This is a genomic window from Psychrobacter luti (assembly GCF_014192115.1).
Lineage (GTDB): Bacteria > Pseudomonadota > Gammaproteobacteria > Pseudomonadales > Moraxellaceae > Psychrobacter > Psychrobacter luti.
Genome location: NZ_JACHXL010000003.1, coordinates 273,998 through 299,100, shown reverse-complemented (window position 1 = coordinate 299,100; position 25,103 = coordinate 273,998). Strand labels below are relative to the sequence as shown.

The following is a 25,103-nucleotide window of genomic DNA, read 5'->3' as shown; positions in this document are numbered from 1 at the left end:
GGTAGCCGCTATGTCTTCTTATTTAAACGCTGATAAAACCTATCTTACCTTGACCCCAGCTGGCATTTTTGAGGCATTTTCACAAAGTGAGCCAACGGCTGAGCAGTTATCACTACAAGACTTATTGTCCTATAACGAGACTTTGTTAGCCGCTGATTGGCTCAAGCGTTATTCTGATCAGTGGTTAGATAGCTTTTTAGAGCATGGCTGGATTGAGAAGCTGTCGCTGTTTTTGCCTGCGCCAAACTTACCATTAGACCAGTTTTTACCCTATGTGGTTTCAAGCCTGTCTGGTAAACGCCGTGCGGCGATTGGTTCTGATGAAGGTTTCTGTTTGGCACGGATTGGCTATAGCCAAGAAGAAGCGGACATGCTCAGTGTGGCGGCAGCTGACTTTTCAGGCTTTATGCTACGCCAAAAGCAACGCGGCTGGGCAGTAGAAAGCCAAGCTATCTCTTTCTTTCAGCAAGTCGATTTGCTGATTCCTGAAACCAGTTTTGTGTTCTTATGGATTGATGGCTCAGGTTATGTGCTTATCATCGATGGCGAACCTTTGACCAACAATCGCGCCTTTGTTGAGCTGGTATGGGCATTAAAAACCTCTGGGCTTAGATTTACTAATTAAATCCTTACTTAATTACGTTAGCAGCTTGGTATAAATGCACCCTTTAACCACAAGGGGTGCATTTTTTATGCCTTGCTATTAAGCGGTCTCATGATGATGGTTGTATAACTGCTGCCGCTATCTTTTCCACGCTTTGCTTTTTGCCATTAACACTGCTCTCTACATAAGCTCATACGGCAATAAGAACACCTTCAAAATTAACAGCAAGTTGTCAAATGTTAGGTCATACTTGCTATAACCATTTAACAGTTATCCGTGATAGACATCTATACATTTGCGAGCTTCAAACCACCTTTTGTAATACATATGTTCCCCGAAAGTGGCACCCTTTGCCAAACCTTGCATTTTTGCTTATTTTTTAGGACAGTTTATGACTTCGCTGACTACCGTGCGCGTGCGTTATCAAACAATTGAAATTGGCAGCACCGACATCCACATTTGTACTTTACGTGACAATCAACAATTTAGTGACCCTGATAATGAGGCATCAGAACTCGGAATTTGCTCGGCGTCATGGCCGATGTTTGGCGTGATTTGGCCGTCAAGCTTGGTGCTTGCCAATCATATGCTTGATTATGATATTGCCGGAAAGCGTATCTTGGAAGTTGGCTGCGGCATGGCATTATCAAGCTTACTGCTTAATCATCGGCATGCGGACATTACAGCGACCGATTATCATCCAACGGTCGAGTATTTTTTAGATAGAAATACCACGCTAAATAATAACAAAGAGATTAATTTTGAGCGCTTAGACTGGGCAGAAGACAATAGCCATCTTGGCAAGTTTGATATGATCATCGGTAGTGATTTACTTTATGAGGACCAACATATTGATATTTTGGCCGAATTTATCGAGCGTCATGCGTTGCCAAAATGTGAAGTCATTGTCGTAGACCCTGGTCGTGGCCGCAAAAACAAGCTAACCAGTAAAATGCTGGAATATGGTTTTAGCAGTGAGCATGTTAAGCCTGAAAACACCACATATCTCGATTTGCCATTTAAAGGTCATATTTTGACGTTTTCACGAGATAGTGTTGAATAAACCCAGTTCATGGTAATCATAAATAAAGTTAAGTCGTGGCAGTATTTTGCCACTGTTGACGCGTTATTTTATAGAGCACATGCTCAGCAAGCGGGTGCTCAGAGTCAAGCATAGGGTGATAAAAACCTTCCTGTGTATCGGTCATGCCTATCCGCTGCATGATAAGTTGAGAGTGCTTATTAATGACTGAGGTGGAGGCAACGACCTCGTTAAGCTCTAAAACTTCAACAGCAAATTTCAGCGACGCTCGCGCGGCCTCAGTTGCATAACCTTGTCCCCAATAATCCTTATGCAGTCGCCAACCAATCTCTACACAAGGGGCAAAAGGCATATCCGCATGAGCCTCATTCAAGCCAACCATACCGATAAAGTCATCCTGTTCTGAACGGCCTTTTCGGCTGACCGCCCAGAAACCCCAGCCTTTGTCTGTAATGAGCCGCTGGCATTTATTAGCAATGACTTCACTTAGCGTAGGAGATAATAGCTGTGGAAAGTAACGCATCACTTCAGCATCGGCATTCATTTCAGCAAAAACAGCAAAGTCGCTCGCCAGCCACTGCCTGAGAATAAGCCGCTCTGTTTCTAACACATGTATCATAGAATATTCGCTGTCTTTAATACCCCTCATCAATCCAGCCTTGTTGCTTGGCATAAACAAGCTGCTCAGGCGTGTCAACATCATAGCTGAGACGTCAAAGTAGACATGCTGGCTTCTCACTAGCGGATGATTATTAAATAATCGTGACTCATATAAGTTAAAGGTAACCTCATTTTCTTATCATGACTGACAGCAAAGGTTACCTTTGTTCTTACTTTGTAGTGCTTAGAGTATGGTTTTTTATTAAAACCCCACATTATTAAGGTGTACTCTCATTTTAAAAATGCTGACAAAAATGAGATGAACTGCATTTAAACAGTAAAATTAGCGCGGACAATATCGACAATCTATCTGATACTGCTTGGCAAAATGTAGTCATTTTTAGCCCATTCAGGCAGAACTCCTCCACCTCTATAGGTGGTAAATAGTTCATACATTTATGTTCACATTGCCAATAGACCCTATAGTTATAAATGACTCAAACATAATTCTTAGCTAATATTGCTGCGACTAAATATAAATATTATGCAGAAAGCGACTGCAATACTGTTTGAGTTTGGCGTTCAAGCTCTGTAATAGCTTCTTTGTCTAGAGCATCTGCATGCGGTTGTCCGAACTCTCCTCTCGCGTCACCATGGGCGCCATCTTTGATGTCATTATCAAAATATTTACCGCTATCGTTAGCGAACTCATCCGAGATGGCAAGTTCAGTTAGGATGTTTGCCCCTTTGTCTGCTGATGCCCAATATTCTCCATAAGCCTCATCGACCATTTTTGTATTCAGTAGCGAGCCTGGATTGACAGCGATTACATTGATGTCATCTGCCGCGACTGTATCGGCTAAATCCATACTCCACATCGTGAGTGCTAGCTTACTTTGAGCATAGGCGTCTTTATCATCGAGACGCTCTTGTCCTACGAATGCCTTATAGGATATCGGATCTTGGGCTGCTGAGCTTAGATTTACGATACGAGCTTCGCTAGACTTTTTGAGTAAAGGTAAAAGGGCGTTGGTTAATTCGCGAGGCGCTAAGTAATTAACCACGAAGCGTACGTCCAATCCATCCTTAGTCATTACCGATGCAGTAGTATTAATCCCTGCGTTATTAATAAGTACATCCAGCTTTGGTAGCTTTTCGTTCACTTCTGCAGCCATTTTACGTACTGCATTTAAATCTGAAAAATCAGCCACAAACCCACCAATATTATCTACTGCTGCGCCTGTCGCTACTGCTTTGACTTCTGCAATGACACTGGTAAGTTTGTCGGCATTTCTGCCATGCACATACACTTGATGCCCAGCTTCTGCCAATTTTAGAGCGGCAAGTTTACCAATACCATCAGTACTGCCCGTAATTAAAATAGTCTTAGTCATGAGTCGTCCTTACTATTTAAGTTATTATTTAAGTTTTGAATGCGTGTTCTATTTTATCTATCGTAATGCCGCCCATTGTAATGAAAGTGTTGTTATTCCATCAGTGGCTTACGCTTAAAATGCTTTATTCTATAATAAGTAACTTTTTGATAACTGATGATTCCATGGTTATACCTATAATTGTCACAATATTACCAAGATTACCTGACACCACTATAGGCCAATGTATAATCGAAGTTCATAATGAAGAAAATAAACAAGACTTGCTAACCTCAGCCAACAGTGCAATAACATTCAAATAATCATACTTGATACTATTTTTGAGCAATCACTCAATTTAAATTGAACGTTCGCTCAAAATGGTTTATAGTGGTTGCAGTTGACCTACTTAGAGAGTTACAACGAATAAAATTGAGCAATCACTCAAATAATTCGTCATTTTAAGAGGTTTAAGCTATATACTTTAATAATGAAACAATAACTAGTTAATAGTTATGCTAAGGATTTTGTATGACCGAATTTACATTACACGACAAGCAAAGCGCACCAACAGATAGCAAAGAGCTACTCGACGTTTCTATCAATGCCTTTGGCATGGTTCCAAATTTGCATGCCGTGATGGCAGAAGCGCCGGGATTGCTTGAAGGCTATCAACGTCTGCATCAGTTGTTTTTAGACAGCAGCTTTAATGACGAAGAAATCACCGTCGTCTGGCAAACCATCAACGTTGAGCACGCTTGTCATTACTGCGTTCCTGCGCATACTGGCATTGCCAAAAGCATGAAAGTGGATGATGCCATTACCGAAGCATTACGTAATGAGACACCACTACCGACTGATAAGTTAGAAGCGCTGCGTAATTTCACGCTTTCTGTCGTCCGTGATCGTGGTAACGTTGATGATGACGCCGTCCAAGCATTTTTGGATGCAGGCTTCACCAAGCGCCAGATTCTAGAAGTCGTCCTTGCGGCTGCGCAAAAGGTGATGAGCAACTATACTAACCACTTGGCCAACACGCCAATCGATAAGCCTTTCCAAAAGTTTGAATGGCACAAGGCTGATTAGTGACGCAGGCTAATGATGCTGATTAATGACGCAGACCAATGAAGCAACCAATTTGGGGTTGAAATAATCCCTTTGGTGTTTTTATACTGTTATCTAAAAGACTGTTGTTCGGAAAATGTTCGAGCAGCAGTTTTCTCAGTTAGGATAATACGTATCAATTAGAGCCATAGGTTTCAGTTAGAATCATAAATAATAACAATGAGAGGTCATATGGAACAGTCAAAGCAGTTATCATCAGAGCAGCCACTGCGCATAGATATTGTATCTGACGTGGTCTGCCCTTGGTGCGTCATCGGCTATCGCCAACTGGCACAAGCATTGGAGCAAACCAATACCGAGCATGAAATTCACTGGCATCCTTTTGAGCTGAATCCCAATATGCCAAGCGACGGTCAAAATATGCGAGAGCATATTATGGAAAAGTACGGCTCAAGCAAACAAGAATCTGATGCTAGCCGAACTCGATTGAAGGAAGCGGGTAGCGAAGTTGGCTTTGAGTTCAACTTTAATGATGACACGCGTATGCACAACACCTTTAATCTGCATCAGCTTTTGCATTGGGCAAATCAACAAGGACGTATGCACGATTTAAAGCAAGCGTTATTCAGCGCTCACTTTACCAATAACAGAAACATCTCTGATAATGCAGTGCTTGCTGATATTGCAGCGGAAGTAGGACTTGATCGTACCGAGGCGCTCGCGGTATTAGAAGAACAGCGTTTTGCTAAAGAGGTACGCGCAGAAGAGCAGCATTGGCAACAGCAAGGTATTCAAAGTGTACCGGCAATGATTTTTAATGAGCGACATTTGGTTAGCGGCGCGCAAGGCGTGGAAAATTACGTCAATATTTTAGAGCAATTGGCCACTATGCAAGAGTAGTTATCGCCTATAAGCGCAGGAATTTATTAACTATAATTTTCGATTAAGCTGCACTTTTTGATTAACCGTGCTCTTTGAAATTAATAAAGGAGCACTGCTTAATTTAAGAGTTATTGAACATTCAGCTATCATTTAAATTTCAGTAATTACTTAAACGTTTAAACATTGGACATCGTCATTGGCATGTCTATTAGGACAGTTTTATATGAGCAAAGATAAACTGATCACCTTATCAGATGAAGCAGAAGAAATCGTTTTGGATAAGCTGAGAGATTATATGAGTGCAGAGTTTGATGTCGATATTGGTAATTTGCCCGCTAAGTTTTTATTAGATTTTATTATCGAAACCATAGGCCCACATCTATATACTCAAGTGATTGATGATATTGAACCTTGGTTATACGATAGATTCACGGCAGTGCTAGAAGATATGCACAGCTTTAAAAAAGACTAAAAGATAAACCAAAAAATGCCGCTCCATAATAGGAACGGCACTTTTTTATCACGCTGTTATTAATAATGATTCTTAGAAATGAATAACCGTACGGATACTCTCGCCTTTATGCATCAAATCAAAGGCTTCATTAATATTCTCTAATGGCATGGTGTGGGTGATGAAGTCTTGTAATGGTATATCACCTGCTAAGTAACGCTCAACATAGCCTGGCAACTCGCTGCGACCTTTTACGCCGCCAAATGCTGAGCCGCGCCAGACGCGACCTGTTACTAGTTGAAATGGACGGGTTGAGATTTCTTGTCCAGCGCCAGCAACACCGATAATTACCGATTCGCCCCACCCTTTATGGCAGCACTCAAGCGCAGAGCGCATGACATCGACATTACCGATACATTCAAATGAATAATCAACGCCGCCATCAGTCAACTCAACGATAACCTCTTGAATGGGTTTGTCATAATCTTTTGGATTGATGCAGTCAGTCGCGCCCAATTTTTTAGCCAATTCAAACTTGCTCTCATTGATATCAATGGCAATAATACGGCTGGCTTTGGCCATTTGTGCACCAATAACCGCTGATAGTCCGATACCGCCTAAACCAAAGATAGCAACCGTTGCGCCTTCTTCGACTTTTGCGGTGTTCATCACTGCGCCCATACCTGTGGTGACGCCACAACCTAACAAGCAAACTTCTTCTAATGGGGCTTCTTTATTGACTTTCGCTAAAGAAATCTCTGGTAATACGGTATATTCAGAAAAGGTTGAGCAACCCATGTAATGATAGATTGGCTCACCATCTTTATAAAAACGCGTGGTACCGTCTGGCATTAAGCCTTTGCCTTGGGTTTCGCGTACGGCTGAACACAGGTTGGTTTTACCCGAGGTACACATTTTACAGACGCCGCACTCTGCAGTATATAAAGGAATAACGTGATCACCGACTTGCACGCTGGTCACGCCTTCGCCGATTTGCTCAACGATACCGCCACCTTCATGACCTAGAATAGCTGGGAATACGCCTTCTGGGTCTTCGCCAGATAGCGTAAACGCATCGGTATGACAAACGCCACTAGCAACGATCTTTACCAATACTTCGCCTTTACGTGGCAGCATGACGTCCACTTCTTCGATAGATAGTGGCTCATTTGGTCCCCAAGCAATGGCAGCTTTAGATTTGATAAATTTATCCGACATAATATTCTCTCTTTTAATTGATTTTATCATTAAGTAAACGCAGACCAATTTAGCTTATAGTGCTTATTGAGTAGAGGCAAGATACCATTGTTGCGGTCTGTAAAAAGTTTGATTTTATAATGACCATTATAGCCGTTTCTGAAATGATAACAATGTGCTATATTTACAAATATCTTTTACACAGTAGTAATAATCATGCGTTGGGATGGTATTAGCGAGTTCGTTCATGTGGCGGAATACGAGAGCTTTACGCGGGCGGCAAAAGAATTGAGCATTTCTACCGCGCAGGTTAGTCGGCAGATAAGCGCTTTAGAAAAACGACTAAATATTAAACTGCTGTATCGCACGACGCGAAAAGTATCACTGACAGAAGAAGGCCGCGTGTTTTATCAGCACTGCCGCGGTGTACTCGATGGCTTGGATGCTGCTGAGCAAGCAGTGAGCAACTTACAATCAAAACCGCAAGGTAGGATTAAACTGACCGCCCCTGTCACTTATGGCGAGCAGCAATTATTGCCACTGGTCAATGATTTCATGGTGCAATATCGTGATATCGAAGTGACGGCTTTTTTGAGCAATCAAAAAGTCGACTTGATAGATGGCGGCTACGACTTAGCAATTCGCATTGGTAAATTAAGCGATTCGACCATGATGGCAAAAAAACTTAGCCGTCGTACTAACTTCGTCTGTGCTGCGCCCGCTTATCTCGAAAAATACGGCGCGCCTAATACTCTGTCCGAGCTAAGCCAACATAACTGCTTACTTGGCACGCGTGATTATTGGCATTTTATAGATTTTAAAGAAACAGGTTCTAAAAAAACAGATTCTAAAAAGGATACTGATAGAGAAAAAAACCTGCGAGTGTCTGGTACAGTGCAATATAACAGTGGTCATAGCCTAGTTGATGCGGCGTTAAAAGGTCTAGGGATCGTGCAACTACCTGATTATTATGTGCAAAAATACTTGGCATCAGGTGCGTTGGTTAGCTTATTAGATAACTATAGAGAGCCAGAGGAAAGTATCTGGGCTATTTATCCGCACAACCGTCACTTATCGCCAAAGATTCGATTGCTAGTAGATTATCTCGCAGAGCGTTTGGTTTAGTAGTTCGCTTTGGTTTAATAGCTCTTTGAGATGTGTTGCAATGCTAGGCTTTACTATGCACGGTTTATTACGCACAATGTTATGACACACAAAGAATATTCGATGTTGCCAGCCATCACTCACTGAATAAACAACCACCATAAAAAAGGACTTTTTATGCTTAAAATCATCTCTATTGCGGCCCTAGCTTTGGCTGTTTCCTCTTGCGCCAATGTTGAAAATATTTTAAGCGCGACGGATAAGATGCAATCGACGCCAGAAACGATGACTGCTATCAATGCTGAGAAGGGTTTGGTGACGATGCAAAGTAATCATTCTGTTCAAGATACTGCTGATAAGCTAGCGGCGATTATTGAAAGTAAAGGCATGAAAGTATTCGCGCGCGTCGATCATCAGAAAAACGCCCAAAGTGTCGATTTAACATTAAGACCGACGCAAGTTATTATGTTTGGTAACCCGAAAGCCGGTACGCCATTGATGAATTGCGAGCAAAGCGTCGCTATCGATCTGCCGCAAAAAATCCTCATCAGTGAAGATGCTGATAAAAAAGTTTGGTTATCGTATAACAATCCTGAGTATTTAAAAAATCGTCATAATATGAAAGGTTGCGATACCCAGTTAGCGAATATCGCAAAAGCCCTTGATGGCGTTAGTAAAGCAGCTATTGCAAAGTAAGCTATAAATGCAAGTCTGAATAAAAAAAGGTGGGATGCAAAAGCACTCCCACCTTTTTTATATTTTCAGAGGATTAACGTATTAGCAATCCTCTGAGCGTGCGATTTGCTCATGCAACTCTACTTTTAACTTCTTTGCACATTCGATAATCTTTTTTCGGCCAGCAGGAATAGCCCCATATTTAATTGCTGTCTCTCGCATTTGTACGGTGACATCATAATGCGGATAACTCGCATGACGATGAAATAAGTGCTTATCCACTTCAATCAACGCTGCAAAATCATGCAACTCTTGCAAGGTATCCGCGAGCATATGGCACCATTTATAGCCTTTAAATTCTATCTGCATAAAATCTACGTATATCGCCATTGAGCCACCTCATTTATTATCCTTAGCATTTTATCATGTGCTAAATAACGCTTTCACAAAACAGCCATTAAAATAATTCACGTGCATCTTTCTTAAACTTTTTAAACACAGTTTGGTATTCACTATCATTGATTTCAAGGCTACTTAGACGTCCATAACGCAGCTGACGATAGTGCTGCTTCATCTGTATTATTTTTGCTTGGACAATTTCTGAATCACCGCTATCTGTTAGCTTACTACCTTTACGACTCTTGTTACTACTTTTAGCATTGGTATCAGTGTTGGTATTGGTATCTGTGTTTGAATCATTTTTTCGGTCATCGACAGCTATTGCCAAGCGCTCAAGCCAAGCCAGCTGTCCTTCGCTCTCTTGACGAGCCAGCGCTTTATCACTTTTACCAATACGTTTTGATAACTGTGCAAGTGGCAGGTCTGCTGGATGCCAACGCTTACGGCGACGTTGCCAAATAACAAAAACCAAAATTACCATGACAGTAATAGCACTCGCTGCTAGCCAAATAATTTGCTGCATGATTGAGTGGATATTAAACCATTTGAGCAGCGAGTCAGCTTGCTTGTCCTGATCGTAACCAACAACATCTTTTTGCCAATAGTAGCTTGCTTGATCTGAGAGGCGGCGTAAGGTCTGTAGCATTTGATATTGCTGATAGCTGATTTGCGCACTAGCGCCATCACCGAACATTGCCGCTCCTTGTGCCTGCGTCAGCGCATCCATCCCCTGCTCGACACGCTCAGGCGCAACAAAAGCCGTCGGGTCGACACGTACCCAACCTTGACCGTCAAGCCAAACCTCCGTCCAAGCGTGCGCATCCTTTTGCCGCACCTCCCAAACATTGCCGCCGCGGCTCAGCTCGCCACCTTGATAGCCTGCGACGACGCGCGCTGGAATGCCAGCAGCGCGCATCATAAAGGTAAAGCTGGAAGAATAGTGCTCACAAAACCCCGCTTTAGTCTCAAATAAAAACTCATCAATACGGTTATTATTCAGCCGTGGCGGTGATAGCGTATAGCGAAAGTCCGTTTGATTAATCCAGCGCTCAAGCGACTGCATGTAGCGCACTGGGTCTGAGTCTGACTGAACAAATAGCTGCTGCGCTAATGCTCGTGCTTGTGGATTACCTTTATTGGGCAGTGTAAGATTTAGACGTCGCGACTCCTCAGACAGAACAGGGTCGATACGCATCGGTGCAAATTGCAATACATCGTAGCGAAGCTGTTGGGTAACCGGCTGGTCTTTTAATAAGGTAAAGTCTGAGGTGATACTAACGTCTTGGCGCTGCGCAAAAGGATAATCAAGTCCAAACAGCCAGTTTTGCTGCGTTGGCTCTAGGATAATCTCATAGCTGGTAGGCGCAACTTTTATGGCATCAGGGATAGTTGCAAAGGCGTTTTCTATCCATGTCGGTGTTTGCAGTGCAGGCTGCCATTGTCGTTGCTGCGTGCTAGGACGCCAAGTAATTCCATCAAAGTCGCTAAAGACCAAACCACGCCAATAGAGCTGTTGCTGTGGCGGGCGGTTATCTGCAAACTCTACCCGAAAAGCCAATTCGGTCGATTGTCCTAAATTGGCAAAATCACCGGGCGACATGCTATCAGAGACACCCGTGGTCGCTTGCTGACCCGATAACTGCACTGACCACAGCGGTGGCAAGCGCGGGAAGAATAAAAACAAAACGACCAATAATGGTAACGCCCCGATACCCAGCAAACCTAATGTACGCAAGCGACCGTCACCGCGAATATTACCATCGTCATTTAAAGCAATAAATGCCAACAAGACAATGACCACCCCGACGATTACTTCTAACGTCGTCACAAGACCTTGGTCCATCAAAAAAAGCGCGGCAAGGACAAACAATGATAAATTCAATACCACATAAGCATCACGGCGTTTATACAACTCCCACAGCTTACTAATGAGACATAGCACTAAAAACGCCACGCCCATATCCAGTCCAAACGCCGTATTATACGTCAGCCACAGACCTGTCAACCCTAATAAGAAGCCCAGCATTTGCATGCCTTGATAGACGCGTTTTAAATGTGCTAATTTTTTAAATCGCGCTTTTACGCGGGGCAGCTGAGCAATAATACTGATTAAAGAAAAACCCATTAGCCATAATGGCAGGTGTGCCGCATGCGGTAAGATAATGACAAATTGAGCAATTAATACCCAATAATAAGCTGGTAAGGCGAGTAGCCTACGATACCATTTATCATTACCGCCATGCTCAGCATAAGCATTGATATTTTGACCCAAAGCCAACTGCTCAAAGCTTGCAGAGTCTATAAAGTCTGATTTGTTAGAGCCAATAGAAGCATCTACCGCTTTTTTTGAAAAAAATATTTTAGAATTGCTCATATTAGTCATGGCGCTTTTGCCAACCTTAGCAAGCACGCTTGTGCAAAGCCATTACCGTCACCCATTGTCGCAGCAGAAGGCGCGTCGCCGGCTAAACGCATGTTAAATGGCACACCCAGCTCACCTAATGTCACTACGCCATAAGCCAGTTGTGCGAGTTTTTGTTCATGATGCGCCGCTGGCATATCAGCATAATCCAACGTTTGCTCATGACTGATAGGATCGGCAAAGTGCTTGGTAAACATTCCCTGACCGCGCGCCACATGACCCCAAGAAACCCTTGCCAGCGACTCACCTTCGATATAGTTATCTAGCCGCTCAAAATCGTCCTGACCTTGCCTAGTCTGTCCGCCACTTGGCAAATCCTCCTGACTGGCAACAGCATACTGTGCTTGCCAATCAAAGGCTTCAGGTTTTGGATACACCCAAGCGCTACGGGCAAAATAGACATAAGACCATGCGCGCATAATACCTAACGGATAAACGGTTTTGATAATTAATCTTGGTAATGTCAGCTGCCCACGACTGTGCGTTTGTACAGGCAAACGAATCACTTGCTCGGCTTGCAGTCGTGTCACCAGTATCGACTCTTGAGCACTAGCGCTATTTTTGATTTTCTTATTGGCTTTTTTATCTGTCTTATTATTAGCCTTGCTATTAACCTTACCGTCAGTCTGCTCAAAGCTAAATAACAGCTGCCGTCTTGGTTGGCGGCTCTCACTAATCAGCTGCAAGGTCACCCAGACAGGCGCACCTGCTTCTGCCATGGTCACTTTTATTAACTGTACTTTAAGACCTGAGATATGGGCAAAGGTCACATGAAAGCTGATAAGCCAAACGCTGACCAGATAAAAACACAGACCCAACACCAAGTTATTGCCATAGTTGATACCAGCGATAAAGGTAATGATTAATAACACCGCATATAGCATCCCTTCGCGGCTAAAAAAGATATAGACATTACGCAAATTGAGCGTGGCGCTATCGCTTTTTGGGGCCCGCGCGGCAAACCAACGGCTTAATGCGGAAGTAGCTGGTACGGTGAAGGCTTTTGGCAAAAGGCTCATGACTACCCTATCCTTACCTTAAAGTTAATAGTCTTATCGCTAATAAACGAGCAGCTTTGGAAGTGAATCTATTACGAGCAAACAAATGGTCAAACAATAACAGCTACTTCTGCCAAAATGCGTTGGGCAATGGTCTGAGTCGCTTGCCCACCAGTCACATGCGCGGGTACAAAACGCTGACCGAGGCGATGATCGGTGACGGCAGCAAACACTGCTTGGACATCTTCAGGCGTGACCTCCATATGCCCCGACACGTAAGCATAAGCCTGTGCAGCACGCTGTAGCGACAGTACGCCACGCGGTGATAAACCGTGATACTCAGAGCTTGCGCGTGTCTTTGCGACCAGTCTTTGCAGATAATCCAAAACCACATCCGCCACATACACTTGTTTGACGCCGTGTTGTGCTAATAATACAGCTTGGGTATCAAGCACCGCGGGCAGCTCTTTTAATAGCTCGCGGCGGTCTTGACCTTTTAATAGCTCGCGCTCAGCGGCAGGTGATGGATAACCCAGCGACAAACACAATAAGAAGCGATCTAGCTGCGATTCAGGCAATGGATAAACGCCCGCTTGCTGCAATGGGTTTTGCGTAGCAATGACAAAAAATGGCTGCGGCAAAGCATAAGTCTGTCCATCTTGCGTCACTTGCCGCTCCTCCATCGCTTCCAGTAATGCACTTTGGGTCTTAGGGCTGGAGCGATTAATTTCATCTGCCAGCAATAGCTGAGTAAAGATAGGACCGGGACGAAACTCAAACTGCAGTTTGCTTTGGTCATAGATACTCATACCTAGAATATCGGCTGGTAGCATGTCATTGGTAAACTGCACGCGGCTAAAGCTCAGACCAAGTAATTGCGCTAAGCCTTGCGCCAACGTCGTCTTACCCATGCCAGGCAAATCCTGCAACAATAAATGCCCACCAGCCAGTATGCCGCTCAGCGCTAACTTGATAGCCTGCGGTTTATCTAATACGATTTGATTTAACTGCGTCATTAGATGAGCAATTTTTTGCTGGTTGCGAGGATAGTCATTGGCGGCATGGTTCATTATCAATTCTTAGCTCATTTTTTATGGTGATGATTATTTTAAATAGTCATGTCAAATAATAAGTTTAAATCGGGCATTACTTTATATCATCAGCCGTTGGCACCGGCGCACGAAGCGTTGATAGATACGCAATCACATCAGTACGTTCTTTAGCATCTGGCATCGGGTCTGATAGCATTTTCGAGTCTGGCATGGCTTTTTCGGCATCAGCGATATAAGTATCTAGCGTTTCAGCATCCCATATCCAGCCAGATGTCTTAAGCCCTTCGCTATAAGTATAATCTGTAAGCTCAGCCGCTTTGGCACCATATATATTCATCAACTGCGGACCTTTTTTATTGAGTCCAGGATTGAGCTGATGACATTGACCGCAAGCATCTTGATATATAAGCGCACCATTATCGGCATCGCCCTCAGTATAGAGTGGCAACGTCACAGGATCGCGATAGTCAGGCGGTGTTTTCTCACAAGAGGTGAGCAATAGAGCAGCGGCAAACATACCGCTTAATTGATATTTTTTGAGTATAGACATGTTGTAGAAATCTTTAATTGAGGGGCATTGGCTATGTATGCGTCTACCTCGACCATTATACAAGGCAAAGATGGATGCACCCACATAGCACTGCGTAGGAAATATAGGGGTAACTGCTAAAAATTAATAATTGCTGATTTTGCTAACATAAAAGTTGTTTGGCTCGCCTTTAGTTAAAATTCAATCACCTTTTAAAGCTCAGTTGCCAGTTAAAGCCAAGTTGCCTGAAATTTTTCACGTATTAGGTTTAGGCTTGGATTTATACTGTGATTTAGGCTTAAATAATAGCTTAACTCTCGCTAGCCACTTTTATGCTATTGCTAGGCGCTTCGAGATAAAAACCCTGCAAATAACGCGCGCCCACGCTCCAAGCAACCGACATGGTCGCAGCATCTTCGATATAGGGCATCAAGACATCGACGCCAATCTCATTGGTGCGGACGATAAGCGATTTGACTGTCTCTAGATTTTCAGGGGTATCAATTCCTTCCACGTAACTACGAGCTAGACGCACCATATCAGGTTGCACGAAATTGGCAACCTCAACAGACTTAGCAGACGAGCCAAAATTATTGATACATAACTGACAGTTTACTTGATTAAGCGCGGTAAACTGAGATTTAGAGACGGTTAAATGGTCAGCAATATCGTTTTCATTAAACTGTAAGGTTAATGCACCCGCTTTACCGCCCACCGCGTTGATCAATTGACTGGCCACACTTGGCAGCTTTTTATCTATCAAAGAGGCGTTGGTCAGTTGCACCAATAAGCGCGCTTCTGGATGGGATTTACGCACGTCATTGATTTTTTTACAGGCATTGATGAGTATCCAGCGGTCTATTTTTTCAAGCAAGTTATGCGCCTTGGCCACTGCCATAAACTGGTCAGGCGTCAATATCGTATTGTCCGCATCCGCCAATGGTAGGCGCAGGTATACTTCAAAGAAATCACTGCGATCATGATTAATGTCATATATCGGCTGGAACAACAGCTCAAAGCGATTATTGGCAATCGCATCGACCAAAGATTCGGCCAATGCATGATCATCACTATTGGCATGTTCACTGGCATCATATAGATGATATCTACCACCATGATTGGAGGTTTCAATCATAATTTGATTGATAGCATCTATCGCTCGCTCGAGTACCACCCTAGGCTCAGGAGTATTTTTTTCTATCTTAACGATAGCGATACTTGCTGTGGTATTCGTCGTACGCTTATCGACTTCGATAAACAGCTCACTGATGGTTGAACCAATTTTCTTAGCCAGTTTTTCAAGATTTGCGGTGCTTTGATTCTCCACCAAGATGGTAAAGACAGTATCACTAAAACGGCTTACATGGCTTTCTTCTAAAATCTCATCTGTTACCAGCTTATCTAAAGCATAGGCAACTTGCTTAACTGTGGCATCTATCCCTTGCAGACCAAGACTGCTTCTAATTTTACCCACATTATCAAGCTGAATATAGAATAACCCTGCCGTCGACGCACCCTGTTTTGCCTGTTGGTATAATGCCGCGAGCTGCTCTTCAAAGCTGCGGCGATTATGAATACCCGTTAGGCTGTCTTTACGCTCAGCCTCAGCCAAACGCTTCGCAACTTCAGCGCTATTACTGTTGTTTTGCTGAATAATAATTTGGGTAACCGGCTCACCGTCTAAAGTTGCCGAGGCCAGCTGTAATTTTGCCTCAAAGGTAGACCCATCTTTACGTTTGCTCTCAAAATTAAACTCAACGTCTTTACGACTTCCTTTATCAAACTGACGTAAAAACTGCTTAAAAGCTTTAACGTTATCACCCCCTGCAATCAAATCAATCACAGGTATACCGATAATGTCATTCATCGCCTCAAAACCAAACAACTGCAAATAAGGGTCATTGGCAAAAATATGAATCCCTTGGTCAATATAAGCGACCGCACTTTTTGAGTTTTTAATAAGAACATTTGCGCGTTGTTCTGCTTCAGACAACACATGACGCAAAGTTTTAAGCTGCTGACGACAGCGTAAACTCTCATGCTGCAAACAAATCGCCATGACGACTGCCATCTCTTGCTCTACGCAAAGGGCTTTAACCATCGTACTATTCATCACAGCAGGCAAGCCATCTTCGTTTTGAGCGTTGGCAGCAGCCTCCTTATTCATCAAACAAATCGTTGGCAAGTCTATACTCTGCTCTTGAACGACACCAACCACGTCAGTAAAACTCATATCATAAGCCTGACCAAAAACCAATACATCCCATGATTGACGTAGCGATTTTAATAGCTCTTCTTTATCATCCAATAAACCTAAGTTCACATTGTCATAATATGACCCTAGTAATTCTACCAGTCGTTCAGCGTAAAGCTGATCGTCATCGATTACTAATAGGTTTAAGACGGACTGAGTACGCATAGGAAGCCTTTTAAATCATAGTAGCGGTTTTGTCATTATAGACAATAATTTAACCGACTGCTGCTTAAGTTACAATCACTAAGTGTTGTTTATAGAATTGCTGTTCATTTAATTACAGTTATTAAGTCACTGCCACTGAATCGCTACCATTAAGCTGCAATCATAATGCCATTTCTGATGGAATAAATCTGATGAATTAAAGACGCTCAGCCCAATCTTAAAGCTTAAGCGTTCAGTGTTAAAATTTAGTGTGGTAAAGTTATTTTATGCTTTATAAGTAGCCCTTTAAATTTGCACCACTTCATATTGGCTAAACTCATCTGTCGTTAGCAGACGCCGTACTAAACGCAACGTTTTTTGCTTGGTATTGATACGCATCATTACTTTATCACCCGCTTGAAAATAAGAGGTCGGCACTATGAGGCTACAGCCAGTTTGTAGCTGCTCATCGTCACCGATGACAAAAGCGGGTACAAAATGTCGACTGCGACTGTCTCTATCTTGCAGGCGAATAGCACAAGATATCAGCTGATGGCCAATTACTTGCCAGTCAACCTCAGGCTTTTCGCTGTCCATATCGAGCCAGCGCACCACGCCTATTGACCAATCAGCAGAAGCTAAATTATCAGAGCGACATAATAAGAAAAGACTCATAGTTCGCAGTGACGGCGGTTCGATAGAAGCCAGTACGTCATTTTCTGCAATTTCTACTATATCTTTTACTTTATTGCCGCTATATTTTGCTTTAGGCGTATTTTCTCCATCACTGCTCGCACTGATAGCTGGCTCCACTGAATCTGACAGCAAGCGCAAGGTACGAAAGTGGGACAAATCATTATTACTATCAAACGTTTCTACCATCAACGTTTTATAAGCAGACTGGTTTTTTGGAACGGTATCATAGCGAGGTTGCTGATGCTCAGGCAGATATTTTGCCGCAATCAAGCTTGATAAGCCTTGCTCATTACTCAGTCGGTAATGAATATGATTGAACCCAGCAATAAGCTGTACCGCTTGCCTATCACTTTGTTTGATTGGTAGCGTCAACGGCGGCTGGATATAGCGATAGCTCAATGTCATGGCGACAGTGTTCAGTAAATAACACTCAACCCCTTCTCGACCTTCCTCGATGAGCTTGAGAGACCGTGATTTTAAATAGGCGATTAGCGGCGCCAACTCTATAAACACACAATCGTGATGGGCGTCGTAGGGATTAATGACAGAATGCGCGGTCAAATAAGTAGGAGGATTGTCACTGTGTAAATTAACAAATACTTTTGTCTCAGTCTGCGGCTCTACGGATGTGACGAGATGTTCGCTCCACTCTAAGAGCAAACGCTGCACCATTAATACATTGGCTCGGCGCATAGCGCGTACGTTCAATAAGCTATGTAGGCATAATTGATCATATAGTCGATGAATATTATCCGCGCAGTGGGTCGTAATATAGGAACTCAAATCAATATCAACGGTTTGCTGTTGGCAAGCCATATAGTAGAGCTGATTTATATTAGACCACAAATATGCGGCTGGCTTTTGATAACAAAGCGCGTCTTCGAACAGCAACTTCTGATACATCAGCAGTGTTTGGTAAGTAGCAATGGCTAATGTGATTGTTAATGATTTTTCATTAGTAAGATAGCGCTGTAAAAGACCATTTGGTGCTTGCAGTTTTTTATCTTTTAAAAAGGCCATTTCTCGCTGTATTACCCCGTCATATACCATAATGACCAGATAATACAGCGACTTTACCTGTGCCACATAGCCGAGCTGATAGTCATTAAAAGCCTCTACCTCATATATATAGTGTTGGCGCAGCGTCGCAATGAGCTTATTAGCTGCCTCCAGCACAATATTAAGTAATGTCAGGCGTTGGCGATCATCTATATTTGCCAACCGTAATTCTGTGAGTACCTTTTCTAGTTGCTCTATTTGCTGCGTCTCTGTTTGAATGGACAACCGCGCCGCCCATTTAAGCAAATGCGGCTCATCTTTATTCAGCGACTTCTTTAAATTAAGCGATTTCGCTAACGTCCGAGATGAGGGTGCATCAACGCTTAAATATTGTTGAAACGTCGATAAATTTACCATTACTATCCTTAGTAATTACGCAAGTTATCAATAGGTCTATGGAGGTTTAATACTTTATTTACATCAGAAACATTATCCTTAGACATAACTATTACCTGACCTATTAACGATTTTTTAGTACTGTTTTTTAGTGGTTTTTTCTTTATTTGGTACTGGCTGCTGCGTTATTTGGTTGTTTGCTGACTATTTATCTTATCAATGCTAATTCATTAGCAGCTATTTATTGTTAGCAACTCACTGTCAGCGACTCAATCAACACGACTCACTGATGCGCCTCTATTAATAACTGCTGTAATCGTTCTTTGTTTACTAAAATACACCATATTGCCCATTTTAAGCATCGTTGTAAATATCAATCGGCACTTTAAACGGTTCATTTGGCATCTCTCTGACCAATTTTGGTACCAAATAACCGGGCAATACGGCGAGTAACGACCAATAAAGCGCAATAGCAGCGCGCACATCACTATCAAAATGAGCGGCGCCTGCCACTTTATCCAACACATGCAGATAATATGGCAGCACGCCAGCCGCAAACAAGCGCTGATTGAGTACCGTTTGCACCGCCACGCTATCATTGATATCTTTTAATAGTACCGCTTGATTTAATAAGGTGACACCAGCCGCACGCGCACGCTGCAAGTACTCAGCGGTCAGCGCATCAATCTCATTGGCATGGTTACAATGAATGACCATGACGATTTGGCAGCGGCTTTGCGACAATCTATCTAACAAGGCATCATCTAGGCGCGCTGGAATCACCAATGGCAAACGGGTATGCAGCCTGATGGTAGTCAGCTGTGGAATCGCCTCTAAAGTATCCAGCCAGGCAAACAAGCGCCTGTTGGTGACATTTAACGGATCGCCGCCGCTTAAAATCACTTCATTGATTTCAGGATGGGCGCTGATATAGTCGATAATATGCTCTTTGGCATCGGCGGTTGGCATATTGGCGCTATAGTCGAAATGTTGGCGAAAGCAATAACGACAATGAATCGCACAGGCACCAGTAATTGTTAACAATACTCTTGATTGATACTTATGCAATAAGCCTTTAACCGGATTGTGCGTACTCTCGCTTAAGGGGTCGGCCACGTAACCGGTGACAGCGATTTGCTCTTTTTTATTGGGTAATACTTGTTTAAGCAAAGGGTCATCACTGTCACCGACCGTCATTTTTGCCACAAAAGCGCGCGGTACACGCAGCTGAAAGTGCTCAGGTATATAAACCTCTGAGCGCAGTGATTCCAGCTTTAAAAGCCCAAGCAGCTCATCAATAGAGGTTATCGCTTCGGATAATTGCGTTTGCCAGTTTTTTTGTGTGATTAAATGGTTTATCATGACAACCTTATACCTGTGCCCAAAAGCCGATATTATACGCTCTTAGTGCGCAAGCTATCAAAGCGTACGAATTATTCATAAAGCACTAAGCATCATAAGCGATTTTAGCGCAGCAAGGCCCAAACCCCACATCCAATTAGTGATGATAATACTTACAACCCTTAGGAGTCTTCCGTGGCAAGTTTTTCTACTAACGAATTTAAAGCTGGTCTCAAAGTCATGCTCGATGGCAACCCTTGTGCCATTCTTGAAAACGAGTTCGTCAAACCTGGTAAAGGCCAAGCTTTTAACCGCGTTAAGCTGCGTAACCTTCGTAGCGGCAAGGTATTGGAGCAAACGTTTAAATCAGGCGAGAGCTTGGAAGTGGCTGATGTCTTAGACACCGAAATGAACTATCTATACAACGACGGTGAGTTTTGGCACTTTATGCACCCTGAGAGTTTTGAGCAGTTACAAGCTGACAAAACCGCGATTGGTGATGCGACAAAATGGCTAAAAGACAACAGTAACGCCCTTTGTACCATTACCTTATTTAATGGCGTGCCATTATCTGTAACACCGCCGAACTTTGTTGAACTGCAAATCACTGAAACTGATCCTGGTCTCCGTGGTGATACGTCAGGTGGCGGCGGCAAACCTGCCAAGCTAGAGACAGGCGCTGTGGTACGTGTACCATTATTTGTTCAGCAAGGTGAAGTGGTTCGTGTTGATACGCGTACCGGTGATTACCAAACGCGCGTTAGCTAAGCATGTTTATATTTTATTAAAGATAAAAAAAGCTTAACCGCTCATAAGTGGTTAAGCTTTTTTAATGCCGAATGCTCTATAGCATTTATTAATAACTGACATTAAAACCAGCATAAGAAAACAAGGCTAAAAAATATTCCTATCTATTAGACTTAATTTTAAACAAAATATTTACTCTTCCATCGATTGCTTATGCATTAGCCAGTACTGCACTAGAGCATTAAGCTGCTCTTGTTTGAATGGTTTGGTGCAATAATCTTGCATCCCCACATCAAGATACTTTTTGCGCTCGCCATCCATCGCATTGGCAGTCAAGGCGATGATAGGTGGCAGTGCTTGTGGGTCATAAAGCTCATGCAATTTAATGGTTGCCTGGACGCCATCCATAATGGGCATATGATGGTCCATCAGAATGACATCATAGAGCTCAGGATTTAAAGAAAAAATCTCAATTGCTTGTTGCCCATCCCCGACATGAGTGACCGTATGGCCGCTATTATTAAGTGATTTTTTGGCAATCATAGCATTAACGCTATCATCTTCGACTAACAAGATATGCCCGACAAGCTCATGACTTGGCGCTGCCATGGTAAAGTCATTTTCGTCTTGCCATGTCTCATAACCGGCCTCATCGATAGTCGGTAACGGCAGTAATACAGTAAAGGTTGTACCGATACCGACGGCGCTGTCTACTTCAATATAGCCGCCCATCAACTCTACCAACGACTTACAAACAGACAAGCCAAGTCCCGTCCCACCATAAAGGCGATGTGTATATTTATTAGCTTGATCATAAGCATCAAATATCGCTTCTAATGATTCAGGTTTAATGCCGACACCCGTATCTGTAACCTCAATACAAAGCGTCATATCTTGATGATTGACCAAACTCTTATCACCGGTATCGTAATGAGAGGCCTGCTCTACATGGCTTTCTAATATATGACTTCCTAAATAACCGTCTTCATGACAGCTAGAGTCATAATCACCCTGTTTATCATCACAAGGATTATTTTCCATGTGCTTAACATCAATCGTAACCCGACCGCCTTCGCGGGTAAATTTGATGGCATTATTGACCAGATTAACCATGATTTGCTTAAGTCTTACGGGATCGCCTTTGACATATGGCGACAATGACTCGGTGTAATGGTAGTCTAAAATCAAGCCACGCTGGCGGGCTTTAACCGCAAATAAGCTCACCACTTCATTACATAGACTCGATAAGTTCATCGGAATAGAGTCGATAGTCATCTTGCCCGATTCAACCTTTGATAAATCCAAAATACCGTTAATAATCGCCAGTAAATGCTCATTTGAGACTTTGATATTATCAATATACTCTTGCTGCTCGGCGCTCAGCTTGGTTTCGCTTAACATCTCAACCATACCGATAATCCCATTCATCGGCGTGCGTATTTCATGGCTCATATTGGCCAAAAACTCAGATTTCATCTCATTGGCATGTTTAGCATGACGCTGCTGATCTTGTAGCTGCAAAGCATCGGCGGCCATCATCGCAAACTGTGCCAATAGCTCTGCGTGCTTATCCGTAAACTCATGGTGCGGCTCTACATCCATCAAACATAAAGATCCCAAACGGTATGTTTTACCGTCCTCATGCATGATAATCGGCGCGCCGGCGTAAAAACGTAGATGCGGTGATTCTGTGACTAAAGGGTTTTGATTAAAGCGGTTATCGGCCGCTAAATCAGGGACAACAAAAACCTTATCTGAGAGTATAGTATAGTTACAAATCGCCACTTTACGCGTTGTCGTACAAACACCGCCAAGCCCATGACTCGATTTTAAGTATTGGGTGTCTTCATCCATAAAAGTGATGGTGACTATCGGCATATTAAAAAACAGTTTGGCAAGCTCTGTTAAGCGTGCAAAAGCAGGTTCCTCATTATCATTCAGTACCTGATATTTTTTGAGTCGATTGATACGCTCAGCGTCATCTGCTGCGATGGGATAATCGTTTTTTGGCACGTTGGATGTAGACAAAATGGACTCCATTAATTCGTATTAGGCACTTGGCTTAACCGCCGCCTGCTTAAGCAATAATTGTAATGCCTCACTGACCATCAGCATCGCGACTACTGAGGTAACGACTACCGCTGAGCCATAACCACCGCAGTGCAAGCCGCCTGTTTGACAGCTTTTATCGACGCGCGGTGGCTCTGTCGAATAGACACACTTAATACCGAATTTTTCCTTCATCGCGCTATTAATACCTTTTTCGTGGCGAAGCTTATTGCGCAGCTTAGCCAATAACGGGTCTTGATAACTGTCGCGTAAATCACTTACCTTAATCTGGCTTGGATCTATTTTACCGCCTGCCCCGCCAGCACAAACCAATTTTAACTTGTTAAAGCGACAATGTAATGAAATCGCAAGCTTGGCATTCATATCATCGACACAATCTAAAATCACAACCGGATTTTTTTGCGCCACTGCTTTAGATTGCTCGCGACTGGGTAATAACTCAGCGACGTTCTCAGGGGTCAAAAAATCATCAATCAAATGTAGGGTGACTTTTGGATTAATCTCACGAATACGGGTTGCCATTGCTGCAATTTTGCTTTGCCCAAAGGTACTGTCCAACGCCGGCAGCTGACGATTGACGTTAGAGGCCACCAACACATCCAAATCAATCAAAGTAATAGTGCCAACTGCTGTACGTGCCAATGCTTCTGCTGCCCATGAACCAACCCCACCAACACCAATCACATAAACATGCGCTGCAGCAAAGGTATCGACAGCAGATGCGCCATAGAGCGTTTGTGTGCCTTTAAAGCGGCGCTCATACTGCTCAGCGGCATCGTCAGCCATATCTGCGCTTACAGAAGCAAGTTGCTGTTCATTATGATGTTCATTAGTAGCAATGATATCTAGATTAGCTAAAGTATCTGTTTGTGTTGTCGTTTGCTGCAATTGCGCCTCTTCAGTCATAACAAGTTAAAGCTCTTTTATAAGGTGGTTTATTATTCAATTATTTATTAATTAAACTGTCTATTATTAAGCAGTTTTTTTGTCATTATCAAGCTGGATAACGCCAATCAGTCTGCAAAGCGTTGCAACTGTTGTGCCACAATTGCTCAGCAAGAATGGCTGGCGGCACATCGAGTAACTCGCTTAAACACAGTAATACCCATGGTAAATTGGCTGGGACATTTCTATTATGAGCGGGCGCATTACCCCATTCATTATCTGGGCTTTGCCCGAGCGCCGACTGACTACCACCCGAATCTTGACACATGATGGGCGTCATATCTGGACAGTCCGTCTCAATCACCAAACACTCAATACCATCACTAGCGACGGCCGCTTGAATAGCGCGGCGTAACTTCTTGGCGTTTGGATTGGTCACTTGACCAGTTACCCCAAGCTTAAAGCCCAGTTTTACAAATGCTTTTGCCTCTTGCTCACCACCACTAAAACTATGGGCGATGCCGCCAAGCTTATGCGCATCATAGTCATGCGCTTTTAATAACGCCAATGCTTCAGCGTGCGCTTTACGGATATGCAGCATCACCGGTAATTTGTGACTGACAGCCATGTCTAATTGAGCATTAAAAAAATACTCTTGCTTTGCGAACATCTTAGGCTGTTTCATCTCATCAGCAAAAGTATCGAAACCAATCTCACCGATGGCCAGTGGACGCTTTTTATCCAGCATTTGCGACATATTTTGTAGATGCGCCTCAGTATGCTGCTCAATATAAAAAGGATGTAAACCTAGGGCAATATGCGCATTTAAAGGTGGCTGTTGCGGTGAATCTGATTGACCTGTAATAGACGACGGATACCGCTCATTGATCAAGCGCTCAGTATCATACAAGCGCTGAAAATGACGCTGCAAATACCCTACCAACACCAGATGTCGTATGCTTTGTTGACACGCTCTTTGTAGCTGCTCATCTCTATCAGCATCAAATACCGGTGCATCAAAATGAGTATGGGTATCAATTAAAGGAAAAGTGGTAGGTAATTCTTCATTAGCGTTAAATGATGCGCCAATCACCGTCATCAATAAACTCCAAATTTTTTAATGGTTAAAACAGTGTATTTCCAGTTTATTTGAATAGCATTTTTTATTAGCAATAAAG

Annotated in this window: 22 protein-coding genes; 8 read left to right on the top strand and 14 right to left on the bottom strand. The window is 43.1% G+C overall.

The features are described from left to right. The first annotated feature begins 10 nt into the window (after nucleotides 1-10). Nucleotides 11-625 (top strand): hypothetical protein, encoded by a 615-nt coding sequence (locus FHS24_RS08175; protein ID WP_183620549.1) that lies wholly within the window; start codon nucleotides 11-13, stop codon nucleotides 623-625. A 370-nt stretch (nucleotides 626-995) separates the two neighbouring features. After that, nucleotides 996-1,667, top strand: coding sequence for a class I SAM-dependent methyltransferase (locus FHS24_RS08170; protein WP_183620547.1), 672 nt, complete (start codon nucleotides 996-998; stop codon nucleotides 1,665-1,667). 28 nt (nucleotides 1,668-1,695) lie between these two features. On the opposite strand, the gene FHS24_RS08165 is transcribed toward FHS24_RS08170, so the two are convergent. Beyond that, nucleotides 1,696-2,265 carry a GNAT family N-acetyltransferase gene (locus FHS24_RS08165; RefSeq protein WP_183620828.1) on the bottom strand — a complete coding sequence of 190 codons (570 nt, stop codon included), beginning with the start codon at nucleotides 2,263-2,265 and terminating at the stop codon, nucleotides 1,696-1,698. Nucleotides 2,266-2,788: 523 nt separating this feature from the next. Beyond that, nucleotides 2,789-3,640, bottom strand: a complete 852-nt coding sequence (locus FHS24_RS08160) for an SDR family NAD(P)-dependent oxidoreductase (protein ID WP_183620545.1) — start codon at nucleotides 3,638-3,640, stop codon at nucleotides 2,789-2,791. A 510-nt stretch (nucleotides 3,641-4,150) separates the two neighbouring features. Between FHS24_RS08160 and FHS24_RS08155 the strand changes: the two genes are divergently transcribed. The 3 genes from FHS24_RS08155 to FHS24_RS08145 all read left to right on the top strand — a co-directional run bounded on the left by FHS24_RS08155 (nucleotide 4,151) and on the right by FHS24_RS08145 (nucleotide 6,038). Then, nucleotides 4,151-4,705 (top strand): carboxymuconolactone decarboxylase family protein, encoded by a 555-nt coding sequence (locus FHS24_RS08155; RefSeq protein WP_183620543.1) that lies wholly within the window; start codon nucleotides 4,151-4,153, stop codon nucleotides 4,703-4,705. Nucleotides 4,706-4,915: 210 nt separating this feature from the next. Continuing rightward, entirely contained in the window at nucleotides 4,916-5,584 is a 669-nt protein-coding gene (locus FHS24_RS08150) for a DsbA family oxidoreductase (RefSeq protein WP_183620541.1), read from the top strand. A 205-nt stretch (nucleotides 5,585-5,789) separates the two neighbouring features. After that, nucleotides 5,790-6,038: a DUF2164 domain-containing protein gene (locus FHS24_RS08145; RefSeq protein WP_183620539.1), complete on the top strand. Its 249-nt coding sequence runs from the start codon at nucleotides 5,790-5,792 to the stop codon at nucleotides 6,036-6,038. Between the two features lie 72 nt (nucleotides 6,039-6,110). On the opposite strand, the gene FHS24_RS08140 is transcribed toward FHS24_RS08145, so the two are convergent. Next, nucleotides 6,111-7,235, bottom strand: a complete 1,125-nt coding sequence (locus FHS24_RS08140; RefSeq protein ID WP_221185037.1) for an S-(hydroxymethyl)glutathione dehydrogenase/class III alcohol dehydrogenase — start codon at nucleotides 7,233-7,235, stop codon at nucleotides 6,111-6,113. Between the two features lie 195 nt (nucleotides 7,236-7,430). Here FHS24_RS08140 and FHS24_RS08135 point away from each other — a divergent pair, with 195 nt between their 5' ends. Both FHS24_RS08135 and FHS24_RS08130 read left to right on the top strand, forming a co-directional pair. Then, nucleotides 7,431-8,339, top strand: a complete 909-nt coding sequence (locus FHS24_RS08135; protein ID WP_183620537.1) for a LysR family transcriptional regulator — start codon at nucleotides 7,431-7,433, stop codon at nucleotides 8,337-8,339. Between the two features lie 156 nt (nucleotides 8,340-8,495). Further along, the gene (locus tag FHS24_RS08130; RefSeq protein ID WP_183620535.1) at nucleotides 8,496-9,014 is read left to right on the top strand and encodes a DUF302 domain-containing protein; all 519 of its coding nucleotides are present in this window, start codon (nucleotides 8,496-8,498) and stop codon (nucleotides 9,012-9,014) included. 81 nt (nucleotides 9,015-9,095) lie between these two features. On the opposite strand, the gene FHS24_RS08125 is transcribed toward FHS24_RS08130, so the two are convergent. The 8 genes from FHS24_RS08125 to epmB form a co-directional block, all read right to left on the bottom strand. Further along, a complete protein-coding gene (locus FHS24_RS08125; RefSeq protein ID WP_183620533.1) occupies nucleotides 9,096-9,383 on the bottom strand; it encodes a DUF4031 domain-containing protein in 288 nt (95 codons plus the stop codon). 67 nt (nucleotides 9,384-9,450) lie between these two features. Further along, nucleotides 9,451-11,766: a transglutaminase family protein gene (locus tag FHS24_RS08120; RefSeq protein WP_227671741.1), complete on the bottom strand. Its 2,316-nt coding sequence runs from the start codon at nucleotides 11,764-11,766 to the stop codon at nucleotides 9,451-9,453. Nucleotides 11,767-11,771: 5 nt separating this feature from the next. Next, nucleotides 11,772-12,833 carry a DUF58 domain-containing protein gene (locus tag FHS24_RS08115; protein WP_183620529.1) on the bottom strand — a complete coding sequence of 354 codons (1,062 nt, stop codon included), beginning with the start codon at nucleotides 12,831-12,833 and terminating at the stop codon, nucleotides 11,772-11,774. Between the two features lie 89 nt (nucleotides 12,834-12,922). Beyond that, nucleotides 12,923-13,882: an AAA family ATPase gene (locus FHS24_RS08110; protein ID WP_183620527.1), complete on the bottom strand. Its 960-nt coding sequence runs from the start codon at nucleotides 13,880-13,882 to the stop codon at nucleotides 12,923-12,925. Between the two features lie 76 nt (nucleotides 13,883-13,958). Then, on the bottom strand, nucleotides 13,959-14,414 hold the full coding sequence (locus tag FHS24_RS08105) for a c-type cytochrome (RefSeq protein WP_183620525.1): 456 nt from the start codon (nucleotides 14,412-14,414) through the stop codon (nucleotides 13,959-13,961). A gap of 289 nt (nucleotides 14,415-14,703) precedes the next feature. Beyond that, entirely contained in the window at nucleotides 14,704-16,812 is a 2,109-nt protein-coding gene (locus FHS24_RS08100) for an EAL domain-containing protein (protein WP_183620523.1), read from the bottom strand. A 285-nt stretch (nucleotides 16,813-17,097) separates the two neighbouring features. Then, complete coding sequence (locus FHS24_RS08095) at nucleotides 17,098-18,903, bottom strand: hypothetical protein (RefSeq protein WP_183620521.1); 1,806 nt, start codon at nucleotides 18,901-18,903, stop codon at nucleotides 17,098-17,100. A 333-nt stretch (nucleotides 18,904-19,236) separates the two neighbouring features. After that, a complete protein-coding gene (gene epmB, locus FHS24_RS08090) occupies nucleotides 19,237-20,244 on the bottom strand; it encodes an EF-P beta-lysylation protein EpmB (RefSeq protein ID WP_183620519.1) in 1,008 nt (335 codons plus the stop codon). A gap of 174 nt (nucleotides 20,245-20,418) precedes the next feature. Between epmB and efp the strand changes: the two genes are divergently transcribed. Further along, the gene (gene efp / locus FHS24_RS08085) at nucleotides 20,419-20,991 is read left to right on the top strand and encodes an elongation factor P (protein ID WP_183620517.1); all 573 of its coding nucleotides are present in this window, start codon (nucleotides 20,419-20,421) and stop codon (nucleotides 20,989-20,991) included. A 171-nt stretch (nucleotides 20,992-21,162) separates the two neighbouring features. Here efp and FHS24_RS08080 read toward each other — a convergent pair whose 3' ends face one another. The 3 genes from FHS24_RS08080 to FHS24_RS08070 all read right to left on the bottom strand — a co-directional run bounded on the left by FHS24_RS08080 (nucleotide 21,163) and on the right by FHS24_RS08070 (nucleotide 25,024). Further along, entirely contained in the window at nucleotides 21,163-22,998 is a 1,836-nt protein-coding gene (locus FHS24_RS08080) for a GAF domain-containing hybrid sensor histidine kinase/response regulator (RefSeq protein ID WP_227671740.1), read from the bottom strand. Nucleotides 22,999-23,019: 21 nt separating this feature from the next. After that, nucleotides 23,020-23,826 (bottom strand): tRNA threonylcarbamoyladenosine dehydratase, encoded by an 807-nt coding sequence (locus tag FHS24_RS08075; RefSeq protein ID WP_183620826.1) that lies wholly within the window; start codon nucleotides 23,824-23,826, stop codon nucleotides 23,020-23,022. A 208-nt stretch (nucleotides 23,827-24,034) separates the two neighbouring features. Further along, nucleotides 24,035-25,024, bottom strand: a complete 990-nt coding sequence (locus FHS24_RS08070) for a TatD family hydrolase (RefSeq protein WP_183620513.1) — start codon at nucleotides 25,022-25,024, stop codon at nucleotides 24,035-24,037. Nucleotides 25,025-25,103: the final 79 nt, after the last annotated feature.

Coding starts and splice junctions, on each gene's coding strand:
- FHS24_RS08175 (WP_183620549.1), top strand. CDS start 11: ATGTCTTCTTATTTAAACGCTGATAAAACCTATCTTACCTTGACCCCA.
- FHS24_RS08170 (WP_183620547.1), top strand. CDS start 996: ATGACTTCGCTGACTACCGTGCGCGTGCGTTATCAAACAATTGAAATT.
- FHS24_RS08165 (WP_183620828.1), bottom strand. CDS start 2,265: ATGATACATGTGTTAGAAACAGAGCGGCTTATTCTCAGGCAGTGGCTG.
- FHS24_RS08160 (WP_183620545.1), bottom strand. CDS start 3,640: ATGACTAAGACTATTTTAATTACGGGCAGTACTGATGGTATTGGTAAA.
- FHS24_RS08155 (WP_183620543.1), top strand. CDS start 4,151: ATGACCGAATTTACATTACACGACAAGCAAAGCGCACCAACAGATAGC.
- FHS24_RS08150 (WP_183620541.1), top strand. CDS start 4,916: ATGGAACAGTCAAAGCAGTTATCATCAGAGCAGCCACTGCGCATAGAT.
- FHS24_RS08145 (WP_183620539.1), top strand. CDS start 5,790: ATGAGCAAAGATAAACTGATCACCTTATCAGATGAAGCAGAAGAAATC.
- FHS24_RS08140 (WP_221185037.1), bottom strand. CDS start 7,235: ATGTCGGATAAATTTATCAAATCTAAAGCTGCCATTGCTTGGGGACCA.
- FHS24_RS08135 (WP_183620537.1), top strand. CDS start 7,431: ATGCGTTGGGATGGTATTAGCGAGTTCGTTCATGTGGCGGAATACGAG.
- FHS24_RS08130 (WP_183620535.1), top strand. CDS start 8,496: ATGCTTAAAATCATCTCTATTGCGGCCCTAGCTTTGGCTGTTTCCTCT.
- FHS24_RS08125 (WP_183620533.1), bottom strand. CDS start 9,383: ATGGCGATATACGTAGATTTTATGCAGATAGAATTTAAAGGCTATAAA.
- FHS24_RS08120 (WP_227671741.1), bottom strand. CDS start 11,766: ATGAGCAATTCTAAAATATTTTTTTCAAAAAAAGCGGTAGATGCTTCT.
- FHS24_RS08115 (WP_183620529.1), bottom strand. CDS start 12,833: ATGAGCCTTTTGCCAAAAGCCTTCACCGTACCAGCTACTTCCGCATTA.
- FHS24_RS08110 (WP_183620527.1), bottom strand. CDS start 13,882: ATGAACCATGCCGCCAATGACTATCCTCGCAACCAGCAAAAAATTGCT.
- FHS24_RS08105 (WP_183620525.1), bottom strand. CDS start 14,414: ATGTCTATACTCAAAAAATATCAATTAAGCGGTATGTTTGCCGCTGCT.
- FHS24_RS08100 (WP_183620523.1), bottom strand. CDS start 16,812: ATGCGTACTCAGTCCGTCTTAAACCTATTAGTAATCGATGACGATCAG.
- FHS24_RS08095 (WP_183620521.1), bottom strand. CDS start 18,903: ATGGTAAATTTATCGACGTTTCAACAATATTTAAGCGTTGATGCACCC.
- epmB (WP_183620519.1), bottom strand. CDS start 20,244: ATGATAAACCATTTAATCACACAAAAAAACTGGCAAACGCAATTATCC.
- FHS24_RS08075 (WP_183620826.1), bottom strand. CDS start 23,826: ATGGCTGACGATGCCGCTGAGCAGTATGAGCGCCGCTTTAAAGGCACA.
- FHS24_RS08070 (WP_183620513.1), bottom strand. CDS start 25,024: ATGACGGTGATTGGCGCATCATTTAACGCTAATGAAGAATTACCTACC.